This is a genomic window from Brachyspira sp. G79 (genome assembly GCF_002379365.1).
Classification (GTDB): domain Bacteria; phylum Spirochaetota; class Brachyspiria; order Brachyspirales; family Brachyspiraceae; genus Brachyspira.
In genome coordinates this window covers 1,196,621-1,208,734 of record NZ_JQIU01000008.1, presented here as the reverse complement: position 1 = coordinate 1,208,734, position 12,114 = coordinate 1,196,621, and the positions used below count along the sequence as shown (strand labels likewise).

At 28.3% G+C, this 12,114-nt stretch carries 10 protein-coding genes; 1 reads left to right on the top strand and 9 read right to left on the bottom strand.

Annotated elements, in window-relative coordinates; translation table 11 throughout:
• Positions 1 to 197: 197 nt before the first annotated feature.
• The 8 genes from argH to KQ44_RS06680 all read right to left on the bottom strand — a co-directional run bounded on the left by argH (position 198) and on the right by KQ44_RS06680 (position 10,598).
• A complete protein-coding gene (argH, locus tag KQ44_RS06715; RefSeq protein ID WP_096736770.1) occupies positions 198 to 1,589 on the bottom strand; it encodes an argininosuccinate lyase in 1,392 nt (463 codons plus the stop codon).
• 7 nt (positions 1,590 to 1,596) lie between these two features.
• The gene (locus KQ44_RS06710; protein ID WP_096736769.1) at positions 1,597 to 2,817 is read right to left on the bottom strand and encodes an argininosuccinate synthase; all 1,221 of its coding nucleotides are present in this window, start codon (positions 2,815 to 2,817) and stop codon (positions 1,597 to 1,599) included.
• A gap of 77 nt (positions 2,818 to 2,894) precedes the next feature.
• Positions 2,895 to 3,845 (bottom strand): ornithine carbamoyltransferase, encoded by a 951-nt coding sequence (gene argF, locus KQ44_RS06705; protein WP_096736768.1) that lies wholly within the window; start codon positions 3,843 to 3,845, stop codon positions 2,895 to 2,897.
• 580 nt (positions 3,846 to 4,425) lie between these two features.
• The gene (locus tag KQ44_RS06700) at positions 4,426 to 5,505 is read right to left on the bottom strand and encodes an acyl-CoA dehydratase activase (RefSeq protein WP_096736767.1); all 1,080 of its coding nucleotides are present in this window, start codon (positions 5,503 to 5,505) and stop codon (positions 4,426 to 4,428) included.
• 54 nt (positions 5,506 to 5,559) lie between these two features.
• On the bottom strand, positions 5,560 to 6,705 hold the full coding sequence (locus tag KQ44_RS06695; protein WP_096736766.1) for an aminotransferase class V-fold PLP-dependent enzyme: 1,146 nt from the start codon (positions 6,703 to 6,705) through the stop codon (positions 5,560 to 5,562).
• A gap of 130 nt (positions 6,706 to 6,835) precedes the next feature.
• Positions 6,836 to 7,987, bottom strand: a complete 1,152-nt coding sequence (locus KQ44_RS06690; protein WP_096736765.1) for a double-cubane-cluster-containing anaerobic reductase — start codon at positions 7,985 to 7,987, stop codon at positions 6,836 to 6,838.
• 204 nt (positions 7,988 to 8,191) lie between these two features.
• Positions 8,192 to 9,346: a double-cubane-cluster-containing anaerobic reductase gene (locus KQ44_RS06685; protein WP_096736764.1), complete on the bottom strand. Its 1,155-nt coding sequence runs from the start codon at positions 9,344 to 9,346 to the stop codon at positions 8,192 to 8,194.
• 166 nt (positions 9,347 to 9,512) lie between these two features.
• On the bottom strand, positions 9,513 to 10,598 hold the full coding sequence (locus KQ44_RS06680; protein WP_096736763.1) for a cell surface protein: 1,086 nt from the start codon (positions 10,596 to 10,598) through the stop codon (positions 9,513 to 9,515).
• A 209-nt stretch (positions 10,599 to 10,807) separates the two neighbouring features.
• Here KQ44_RS06680 and KQ44_RS06675 point away from each other — a divergent pair, with 209 nt between their 5' ends.
• Positions 10,808 to 11,710 (top strand): hypothetical protein, encoded by a 903-nt coding sequence (locus tag KQ44_RS06675; protein WP_096736762.1) that lies wholly within the window; start codon positions 10,808 to 10,810, stop codon positions 11,708 to 11,710.
• 149 nt (positions 11,711 to 11,859) lie between these two features.
• On the opposite strand, the gene csrA is transcribed toward KQ44_RS06675, so the two are convergent.
• Positions 11,860 to 12,114, bottom strand: a complete 255-nt coding sequence (gene csrA, locus KQ44_RS06670; RefSeq protein WP_096736761.1) for a carbon storage regulator CsrA — start codon at positions 12,112 to 12,114, stop codon at positions 11,860 to 11,862.

Here is a 12,114-nt window from a genome sequence, read left to right as displayed (position 1 = left end):
GCAGTTCTTTTGGTTCTTTTATATCAATAAAAGAACTGGGGTTTGGGGCAAAGCCCCAACTATAATAAAAAATATTAGATTAAAAATTTATAAATATTAATAAATTTAGTTTTAAAACAAGTCTAATAAATTTTGTAAATAAATAACAAAAAAGAGTGCTTTTTTTAAGCACTCTTTTTTTGATACAATTAATTTTTTTAGCTCATTTTATTATTATCAAGCCAATTTTCATTAATTTTTATCACTTCTAAAACAGCATTTTCATTAGGGCTTCCCAACATAGTTTTATTAGCAATCTGTGCCTCTGGAGTTATAAAAGAATATATATCATCTTCAAATAGGCTGCATTCTTTTTTATATTCTTCTATACTTAGAGAAGAAAGATTTTTATTATTATTAATGCAGTATACAACAAGCCTTCCAGATATGCCATGAGCATCTCTGAAAGGAATACCTTTTCTTACAAGATAATCAGCGACCTCTGTAGCATTCAAAAATCCTTCATTAACAGAGTTAAGCATATTTTCTTTATTAATCTTCATAGTTTTTAATACATTAGGAAGTATAGATAAACAGTTTTCAACATTTTTTAAAGAGTCAAATATTCCCTCTTTATCCTCCTGCATATCTTTATTGTATGCCAAAGGAAGAGATTTCATTACTGTTAATATAGAAAATAAGTTTCCATATACTCTTCCAGTTTTTCCACGAATAAGTTCAAGTATATCTGGGTTTTTCTTTTGAGGCATAAGGCTTGAACCTGTTGTAAACTCATCATCAAACTCTATAAACTTAAACTCAGAAGTGGAATATAAAATAAGCTCTTCAGAAAATCGGCTTAAATGCATCATAATTATTGATAAATCAGCTTCAGTTTCAATAACAAAATCTCTGTCAGATACAGCGTCCAAAGAGTTAAGCATTACATTTTTGAAGTTTAATGTTTCAGCAGTTTTTTTATTGTCTATATTGTAAGTGGAACATGCCAAAGCACCAGCTCCAAGAGGCATTACATCTATACGTTTATAAGCGTCATTTAATCTTTCAAAATCTCTTTTAAACATCTCTACATAAGCCCCTAAATAATGTGCAAATGTAATAACCTGTGCTCTTTGAAGATGAGTATAGCCACTCATATATGTTTTTGTATTTTCTTTTTGAATGCTTATTAAAACAGAAATTAAATTTAGTAAAAGAGATTTTATATTTTCTGTTTCGTTTTTTAAATACATTCTAAGGTCAAGGGCTACCTGATCATTTCTGCTTCTTCCAGTATGTACTTTTTTACCAACTTCGCCTACTTTTTCTATAAGCCATTTCTCTATTTGAGTATGTATATCTTCAAGTTCAAAATCGAATTGAAGTTTATTATTTTCTATTTCTTCTAAAATTTGTTTTAAGCCGTTTATTATAGTTACGCTTTCATCAAGAGGTATAATAGAACATTCGCCAAGCATTTTTGCATGTGCTATGCTTCCTAATATATCCTCTTTATACATCTTACAGTCAAAAGATAATGATGAATTAAAATCATTAGCTTCTTTATTAAGAGCTTTTGAAAAACGTCCCCCCCATAATTTTTCTTTCATAAATTAATTATTTAACCTCATTTATTTTATTTTGTTCTTTCATTAAGGCATTAACTTTCAAAGGAAGTCCGTATAATGTTATAAAGCCTTCAGCATCTTTGTGATTGTATAATTCGCCTGTGGTAAAGCTAGCCAAACTCTGATTATAAAGAGAATAAGGAGAAGAAGCTCCTGCAGGTATAATATTTCCTTTATATAGTTTTAATTTTACTTTTCCAGTTACAGTTTCCTGAGTTTTATCAACAAAAGCACTCAAAGCCTCACGAAGAGGAGTAAACCATCTTCCGCTGTATACAAGGTCTGTTAATTTATTTGCAACTATAGCTTTGAATGATAAAGTTTCTCTGTCTAAACATAGATGTTCAAGCTCTCTATGTGCTGCATAAAGAATAGTTCCGCCCGGAGTTTCGTAAACACCTCTTGATTTTATACCTACTACACGGTTTTCTACCAAATCAACTATACCTACTGCATGTTTTCCGCCTATTTCATTTAAGTATTTTACCAAATCTGAAGGTGAAAACTCTTTACCATCTGCTTTAATAGGTATTCCTTTTTCAAACTCTAATTCTACAAATTGTGCCTCATTAGGAGCATTTTCAATAGTATTTGATAATTTCAAAAGTTTTTCGTAATTAGGCATATTAGCAGGATCTTCTAGCTCTAAACCCTCATGTGATAAATGCCAAAGGTTTTTATCTCTGGAATAAGAATCATCTTTTTTCATAGGTACTGGTATATTTCTTTCTTCCAAATACTTTATTTCATCTTCACGTGATGATATATCCCATATTCTCCAAGGGGCTATTATTTCAAGATTAGGTGCTAATGCTTTTACTGTTAATTCGAATCTTACTTGGTCATTTCCTTTTCCTGTAGCTCCATGTGCTATAGCAGAAGCTCCTTCCTTCAATGCTATTTCAACAAGTTTTTTTGCTATTAAAGGACGTGCTGCTGAAGTACCTAAAAGATATTTATCTTCATAAACTGCATCAGCTTTTAATATAGGGTAAATATAATCTGTAACGAATTCATCTTCGCATTTTACTAGATAATATTTTGAAGCTCCTGTTTTTATAGCTTTCTCTTCTAGTCCGTCTGTTTCTGTTCCCTGACCTACATCCACACATGCAGCAATGATATCATAGTCATAATTTTCTTTAAGCCATGGTATAATAACTGTAGTGTCTAATCCGCCTGAATAGGCTAGTACTAATTTCTTTTTCATAGTGAATTTCCTTTTTTTAATTAAATAAAATATTTATAAAATTGTTTAAATTACAATATTTCTATTATTATTTTTTATTATTCTTTTATTATGCTGCTCATTATAGCCATTTGGGCATGCATTCTGTTTTCTGCTTCAGTATAAATATATTCAGAGTTTATCTTAAATATATCTTCATTTATCTCTTCACCCTTATGAGCAGGAAGACAATGAAGGGCTATAGCATTTTTATTTGCAAGAGAAAATAATTCTTTAGTGAGTGTAAAACCTTTAAAATCATTAAATCTCTTTTCCTTTTCTTTTTCTTTTCCCATAGAAGCCCATACATCAGTATACACTATATTAGAGTTTTCTACTGCTTTTTTTACATCATTCATAATATCAACAGTGCATCCATTTTCTTTTGCATAATTTTTGGCTAGTTCTGTTATTTTTGAATCAGGTTCATAGCCTTTAGGAGTTGCTACTTTTATATTAAGCCCAAGCATAGAACAGCCTATTAAAAGACTATTGCATACATTATTACCGTCTCCTATAAATGAAAGAGTTAATCCTTTTAGCTTTCCGAAATGTTCTTTTATGGTAAATAAATCCCCCATAATTTGGCAAGGGTGCGAAAGGTCTGTCAATGCATTTATAACAGGTACTTTTGAATATTTAGCAAAATCTTCTACATCGCTGTGAGCAAACGTTCTTATCATAATCAAATCACAGTATCTTGAAATAACATTTGAACTGTCTTCAATGCTTTCTCTCTCTCCAAGTATAATTTCATCTTGTTTTAATACAAAAGCATCTCCGCCTAATTTTTTCATTCCTATTTCAAAACTTAAACGTGTTCTTAAACTAGGTTTTGAAAAATACATTACCATAGTTTTATTTTTCATTATATTCATTTCTTCATTATTTTTTATTTTTGCTTTAAGATCAAAAGTATAATCAATTAATGCTGATAACTCTTGAGGTGTGAAATCTTCTAAATTGATAAAATGTCTTCCAGATAAATTTACTTTTTTTGTATTATTCATAATTTTTACCCATAAATAAAATTTAAATGTTACTTTTTTAAGTAATACTATATACTGTTTTTGTAATATTGCAATAATTTATGATTAAAAAATAATAGAACTATTTTTACAAATTATAGTTGTTTAGGTATATACTGAAAACTTTTAAGTTTGTTAATTTTTTTGTTGTTATTTTCCAGCCTTTGCTCTGCGGGCTTCGCCAAAATAACCTTATATCCTAGACAAGCTCGGATACACTTCGAGAAAGTACAAGTATTGAAATTATTATAAAATCGTACTAATTATGTTTTATATGTAGGATAAATTGCTAAATTCAGCATAAAATGTAGCCTTTTTACTTTTTTGTGGCACACCAAAGGCGGACAGCGTCACAAAAGAAGTGGGGCACACAGAGTGGTGGGCAAAGCCCTGCAAATATTTCAAATTAAAAAAATTAATTTTTTGACAAACTATATTTGTTTAGGTATATACTAAACATATAAAAAAACTTATAATCAGTTATATTCAACTGCTATATAAAAAAGTTTTATATTTATATATCTATTATTAATAAGAAAAATATAAAAATGATTTAATAGAACTATTTATATATTTCATAAAAATTGTCATATTCTATATCATTTTCTTTTAATATATTAGTTAATTTATCTTTTAAATGTATTTCACTTTCCCAAGACATTCCGCATCCTGCTGATATTTCGCTTGGTATTGATATTATTTTTCCAAGAGGCTCATTAGTTTCTGACATAACATTTTTAAATGATTTTTCAGCCCTCATAACATCTGTTGTGGTATTAAAAGTTATTATTAATCTTTTGTCTTTTATCTCTTCTTTTTTTTCATTGTTTTTTATGTTTGAAGAGTTTTGTTTTATTTTATTTTTATTAGAGGCATTTTTCTCAAAACCAATAATAGCAGCCCCTATAGCACCTGCATATTGTCCTCTGCTGTCTGTAATAACTTTTCCGCCTAATGTTTTCTCTAAAGTTTTTATTAAATAATCAAATACACATAATCCCCCAGTAAGGAAGTACGTATCATCTTTAAACTTTCCACAAAGAGAAGCAACTTTATTTGCAACAGAGTTTACTATTGCATATGCTATTTCATTTTTTTGTTTTCCGCTTGCTTTAAGGCTTATAACTTCTGTTTCTGCAAATACTGTACACATAGAGCTTATAACAACATCAGTATCATTACATTTTTCAGCCTCTTCAAGAAGGGCAGGTATAGAACAGCCCAAAGAGTTTGCCATTAATTCTATGAATCTTCCAGTACCAGCTGAGCATTTATCATTCATAATAAAATTATCAACTTTTCCATTTTTTATGCTTATTATTTTTGTATCCTGTCCGCCTATATCAATTAAAGTTCCGTTTAAATTATTGAATAAAAAATTAGCACCTTTGGCATGACAAGTAATTTCAGTTATAGTTTTATTTGCATATTCTATTGATACTCTTCCGTAACCTGTACCTGTAAAATATGAATTCTCTTTATTTATATTTTTTTCTTTAAGCATTTCTAATATTTTTGAAGCAGCCTCTACTCCAGACCAGCCTGTAGGAATCATAAATAATTCTGTCAAATCATTTTTTTCATCGTCAAAAACCGCCACTTTTGAAGCAGTTGATCCTATATCTATACCAATATAATACATTTTATTTTTCCTTTATATTTTATTTATCATTTATTAATATTTTTTATTACAAATTTAAAAACGCCTGCTTATTTCTTTTACAGCATTAACTCCATTTTCTATTTCTTCTATTGTATTAAAGTAAGAAAAACTGAATCTTACAATCCCCTGATTAACAGTATTAAGAGAAGTATGCATAAGTGGGGCACAATGTCCTCCAGACCTAGTGGCTATATCGTATTTAGAGGAAAGTATATCAGATATTTTGGCAGAATCAATATCTGCAATATTTAAAGATACTATTGATGTTCTTTTATCAGTATTATAATTACCATAGAACTTTATATTTTCTATATTTTTTATTTCATCATAAAAATATTTTGCTAATTGTCTTTCATGATTTCTTATTTTTTCTATGCCTTCTTCTTCTATAAACTTTAATGCAGCATTAAGTCCCGCTATAGAATGACTATTTAAAGTACCTGCTTCAAGTCTTACTGGCATGTTTTCATGCTGAGTTTTTGAATAAGTTTTAATGCCAGAGCCTCCAGTTTTTAACGGTTTTATATCTATACCTTTTTTTATACATAGCCCTCCAGTTCCTTGAGGTCCCATAAGCCCTTTATGACCAGTAAAGCATACAATATCAATATTACTTTTTTTCATATCTATATCTATACTTCCTGCACTTTGAGAAGCATCCAGTATAAAAAGTATATTATGTTTTTTACATAAACTGCCTATAAAATCTATATCCAAAACATCGCCTATAACATTAGAGGCATGAGTACATATAATTGCTTTTGTATTTTGTTTTATATTTTTTTCTATATCATTATAATTTATCTCACCTTTGATATTGGTATTTATTATCGTAAGTTCCGTACCAAGTTCCTGCATTTCATAGAGAGGTCTTAAAACGCTGTTATGTTCTAATGATGTTGTTATAATATGAGTATCTTTATGATTTTGTATTATACCTTTAATTGCGGTATTTAATGCTTCTGTAGAATTACTTGTAAACACTGTATAGTTTGGAGTGTATCCATTAAAAAGTTTTACTATTCTTTCTCTTGTTTCAAGTATTATTCTTTCGCTGCTTAATGATGCTTCATAAGAGCCTCTTGATGCATTAGCAAAACTATTTATAGCTTTAAAAACTGCTTTTGCAACGGTATCAGGCTTTTTTAATGTAGTTGCCGCATTATCAAAATAAATCATAAAAGTATCCGATAATTTTTTATTCTAGGTAAACTAGTATATTAATTAATACTAGTTTACCTATTAAAAAATGTTTTTTTTATTATTATTTTATTATTATTTAATATTATTTAAATATTTTTTAATATCATCAAAGCATTTCAACAAACGCTTCTAATCTAGTTCTTAACTGAGGAGCATCGCTGTTTGAGTAGTTAGTTTCTATTGCCAAATATGATTTTCCTAATCCTTCTACTGTCCTTCTTACTTTTTCAGTTTCTATTGCATATGTGTGGCATGCTGTAAGCGTAACATCTACAACACCGTCAACTTTATAATCTTCTATATACTGTTTTATTCTCTCCATTCTTCCGTCATTAGGAGTCATAATAGAACAAGGTATATTTATGTATCTTTCTGCTATAGCTTCTATAGGGTCTTTATTTTCTTCATCAACAAGCATTTCAAAGTTTTTAGTTCCCACACAGTTTTCAATACATACAACACTTCCACCAATTTCTTCTATTTGTTTTATTACTTTATCAACAACACCTCCAGTAGGGCAGCCTGTGATAAGTATTCTAGGAGTATCTTCATTAAAAGGAGTTTCGCCTTTATCATATCTTTCTTTCATATTTTGTGTAGTTTTTCTTATTTCTTCAAAGAATTCTTTTTTATCAAATTTAAAATTAGAAGAGTTCATAACATCATGCATTTCAGTTCCTTTAACTGGGGAAGGTACTAATTTTGCAAGCGAGAAAAATTCTTTCATAACATTTCTCTCTTCATTGCATAATTTTATAGCATCTTTCAATTTTTCTTCTGTTATTTCTACATTAAACTTTTCTTCTAGTTTTTTAATAAGTTCTTTTATTTCATTTTTCCAAAGTTCAAAAGAATAGCTGTTTCTTGTATGAGGCAGCTGCATAACATGAGTATCTTTTACCTCTCCTAAAAGTTCATACATTTTCTTTTTACCGTCGCAGGTAGTTTCCCCTACTATTAAATCAGAAAAATACATATAAGGACATTTATCTGTAATAGCAAATCCATAACTCGATTTTATTAGAGGGCATAAATTTTTAGGCAGATGTTTTTCTGCTTCAGGTATAGTCTCTTCGCTTGTAGAACATAATGATACGCTTAAAGCATCAGCAGCATATATTATTTCTCTAGGCGTATAAGTACAAAAAATACCTACTACATTTTTTCCTTTGTCCTTTTCAGCTTTCATAGTAAGAAAGCCTTTTTTGCGTGCATCAGCAAATGTTTCAAAAATTTCTGGTAAATTGTTGTTAGACATATTATTACTCCCTAAATATATTTGTTTATAAAAATAGAAATGGATTCTATATCCTATAGAATTAAAAGATTATAATGTATGTTTTGTATATTTATTGGATAGGTAAGAAATGGCTACTATCAATTTGTTTATAGCAAAATCAGTAATCATAATTAAAATTATAATCAAAATAACTTTGTTTGTCAATCAAAATATACAAATAATTTATAACATTTCAACAAATGCTTCTAATCTAGTTCTTAGCTGAGGAGCATCACTATTTGAGTAATTAGTTTCTATCTGCAGATATGATTTTCCTAGCTCTTCTGTAGCTCTTCTTACTTTTTCAGTTTCTACAGCATATGTATGGCATGCTGTAAGAGTAACATCTACAACACCGTCTATTTTATATTCATCTATATATTGTTTTATTCTCTTTATTCTTTCATTATTAGGCGTCATCACAGAGCATGGAATATTTAAGTATCTATCTGCTATAGCTTCTATTGTATCCTTATTTTCTTCATCAATAAGCATTTCAAAACTTTTTGTCCCCACACAGTTTTCAAAGCATACTACACTTGCACCTGCTTCTTCTATTTGCTTTATTATTTTTTCAACAAGTCCTCCTGTAGGACAGCCTGTTATCAAAATTCTAGGAGTATTTTCATCAAAAGGATATTCTCCGTTATTATATTTTTCTTTTAAATTATCTATTAATTTTTTTATTTCTTTTACATAAAGTTTTCTATCAAATTTATAATTAGATGACTGCAAAGCTTCATGCATTTCACTTCCTTTAATAGGGGATGGTACTAATTTTCCTAAATCAAAAAACTCTTTTATTATTTTTCTCTCTTCATTGCATGATTTTATTGCTTCTCTTAATTTTTCTTCTGTAATTTTTATATTAAATTTTTCTTCCAATCTTTTTATAAGTTCTTTTATCTCATTTTTCCAAATTTCTAATGATAATTTATTTTGAGAATGCGGGAGCTGCATAATATGAGTATCTTTTATTTCACCTAAAAGCTCGTACATTTTCTTTTTACCGTCGCAAGTTGTTTCTCCTATTATAATATCAGAAAAATACATATAAGGGCATTTATCGCTGACAGCAAATCCGTAGCTTGATTTTATTAGCGGACATAAATTTTTAGGCAGATACTTTTCAGCTTCAGGTATAGTCTCATCATTGGTAGAGCATAATGATACACTTATGGCATCAGCAGCATATATTACTTCTTTAGGTGTATATGTACAAAATGTTCCTACTACTTTTCTTCCTTTATCTTTTTCTTCTTTCATAGTAAGAAAGCCTTTTTTGCGTGCTTCTGTAAATGTTTCAAAAATTTCTGGTAAATCATTATTATTAGACATAATTATATCCTTTAAAATAAAATTAAAAATTAATTATTATTCTATAGACTATAGAAAGAATATATTAATTATGTCTGGTATATTTCTTAGATAAATAACCTACAGCAGCTATTATTTTTGATTTAGAAAAATTGTTTATCATTATATAATTACTTTATAAGTATTTTTAGTATCTCCAAATTCCCCATACATCTATACCGCCTCCGAATGCATTATTAATTTCAAAGTCAGTACTTTTTCTCATTATTCCTTGACCTTCAGCATATGCGGTAAGACCAAATGTGAGATTTTCTATAAGTGTCATTCTCATTTCACCCTCTATACCATAATGCATATTATAATATCCGTCTGTTTTGAATATATTTCCTTCAAACATCAGCCTAGGCATAATATATGCATAAAAAGCACCAAGTTTTGTTTCAAATTTGGCAGGCACTAATACATAGAATCTCATACTGTCAGTGGCACGTTCACCATTATCATCATATAAATAATTGTTTAAAGCATCTTCAGCATATCCAGCATCTATACTAGCCCATCTGGCTCCTATACCATAGTAAAATGCTACTTTTAAAGGCATACTTATCTGTACTGGGAAATTATCAAATCTTGTAAGCATAATATTACCATATAAAGAACCACCTATGACCATAGGTGCTATATTAGTTCCTGTTACAGTAGTATTTGTAACTGAAGATAATTGAATACCATAATGAAGAGATATTGTAAACTCATCTAATAAGCCGCCTCTGAACATAAAACTAAATTTCGGAGTTGTACTTATAGATACTTTTCCTCCATAATAGTTTTTATCTCCAAAAGAAAATGATATAGGAAGAGAGAGTCTGTATCTTTCATTTGCAAATCCAAATGAAAAGGAATGGCTATGAGCAATAGGTCTGTTTTTATCTGTAAGATCATTATATAAATTAAACTGGTATCCGAAAGCAAACATTCCGTAACTTAAGCCGACAAATGCTTTAGGCAGAAACGCTAGTTTTCTTTTTCCGTCCTGATTTGTGTAACTGTTATCGACTATATGTGATAAATCTAATATAGATACTCCCAATTTTAAAGGTGTATTGCTGTTCATAAGCGGAGCAAAATCATATATTGTACTCACTCTATCAGAACCGAATCTTGTTGATGTTACTCCTTCTATCAAATTGTGCATATTATCTTTATCTACTATATCATCTATAGCGAATGCAAAAGAACTCAGTAATAACAGCATAAATACAATTTTTTTCATTTTTTCTCCACTTTTTATATTTTATGTTCTTAAAAACAGATATTATTCAATAATGTAATAGTTTTACAATTTTTTATAATATTACATAATAGTTTATAGTAGAAACCTTATTTTTTCAAGTGCCTATATCATATAAAAATATAGTTATTTAGTTTATTAAATTAAATACTGTTTTCTTCCGATATATTTGCAAATATTGGTATTTAGTTATGATAAGAGATTTTATTTATTTTGTAGTTATTATTTTATCCAAAACTGTAATAGATTTATTTAGGTTATTTGGAAGTATTATAATATTCGGATTTATACTTTATGTTCTTTCATCGGTAACAAGAAGGATATTTGCCAAAACATTAGGCTCTAAAACAGAGGTTTATATAACAGGCTGGATAGGTACTCCTATACATGAGCTTTCTCATGCCTTATTTTGCATTATTTTCAGACATAAAATAAATGATATAAAACTTTTTAACAGTAAATCTGATACTATAGGCTACGTGCTTCATAGCTATGATTCAAGAAGTTGGTATCAGCAAATGGGTAACTTCTTTATAGGGGTTGCCCCAATTATAATTGGTACTTTGATAGTATATTTGCTTTTTATGCTGTTAGCTCCAGAACTTAAAAATAATATATTTACTGTTCCTGAGCTTAAATATAAGCAGATGTTTAATTCAGAAATTTTATCTATCATATATTATAGTGTTTCTAATATATTTATTTATACATACAATATTTTTATGAATATAATAAAAAATTTTGCTGTTTATGCCCCTTTTAAAAGTATAACATTTTGGATATTTTTGTATTTATCTATTTCTATAGCTTCTCATATGGAATTAAGTCCTGCTGATATTTCACATGCTTGGAAGGGTATTATTGTTATATTTGCATTGTCTTTGATTATAAATACATTTTTAATTCTGATAAAAGTATTTTTGAAATTAGAAATTCCAGATTCTGTTTATATTTTTATAAATAGAATGCTTGAAACTTATAATATGCTTTTAATATTTTCAGCTATAATATCTTTATTTAATTTTATAATATCATATATCATTTTGACGCCTATTAATCTTATAAGAAATGGAAAACTAATAAATCCTTTTTAATAGTGTAGAATTTATATTGAATTAATTATAAGAATATAGATTAAAAATTATCAGCGTATAAAATAAATTCTAATACTTTTGGAATAAAACTTCAAATATAAAAATAAAAAATTAATTATTGAATAAGTTTAGAATATGATAAATAAAAATTATTTTTTGTTATTATTTCCAAATTTATTTTTAACAAAATTACTTAATATATTTAATTTATCAGCTGTAGCCTCTTTAGACGCCTCTAAGTTTTGGCTTTCTATCTCTTCATAAACTTCTTTTCTGAATATTTTTACATTTTTAGGGGCATTAATTCCTAATTTTATTTGATCGCCTCTTATATCTACCAGCATTATTTCTATATTGTCACCTATGACTATGCTTTGATTAATTTTCCTAGAAAGTACGAGCAT

Bases quoted from the DNA above. Each gene is read 5' to 3' on its own strand.
- KQ44_RS06675 (WP_096736762.1), top strand. From the start codon at position 10,808: ATGATAAGAGATTTTATTTATTTTGTAGTTATTATTTTATCCAAAACT.
- KQ44_RS06680 (WP_096736763.1), bottom strand. From the start codon at position 10,598: ATGAAAAAAATTGTATTTATGCTGTTATTACTGAGTTCTTTTGCATTC.
- KQ44_RS06690 (WP_096736765.1), bottom strand. From the start codon at position 7,987: ATGTCTAACAACAATTTACCAGAAATTTTTGAAACATTTGCTGATGCA.
- KQ44_RS06700 (WP_096736767.1), bottom strand. From the start codon at position 5,505: ATGTATTATATTGGTATAGATATAGGATCAACTGCTTCAAAAGTGGCG.
- argH (WP_096736770.1), bottom strand. From the start codon at position 1,589: ATGAAAGAAAAATTATGGGGGGGACGTTTTTCAAAAGCTCTTAATAAA.
- KQ44_RS06710 (WP_096736769.1), bottom strand. From the start codon at position 2,817: ATGAAAAAGAAATTAGTACTAGCCTATTCAGGCGGATTAGACACTACA.
- KQ44_RS06695 (WP_096736766.1), bottom strand. From the start codon at position 6,705: ATGATTTATTTTGATAATGCGGCAACTACATTAAAAAAGCCTGATACC.
- csrA (WP_096736761.1), bottom strand. From the start codon at position 12,114: ATGCTCGTACTTTCTAGGAAAATTAATCAAAGCATAGTCATAGGTGAC.
- KQ44_RS06685 (WP_096736764.1), bottom strand. From the start codon at position 9,346: ATGTCTAATAATAATGATTTACCAGAAATTTTTGAAACATTTACAGAA.
- argF (WP_096736768.1), bottom strand. From the start codon at position 3,845: ATGAATAATACAAAAAAAGTAAATTTATCTGGAAGACATTTTATCAAT.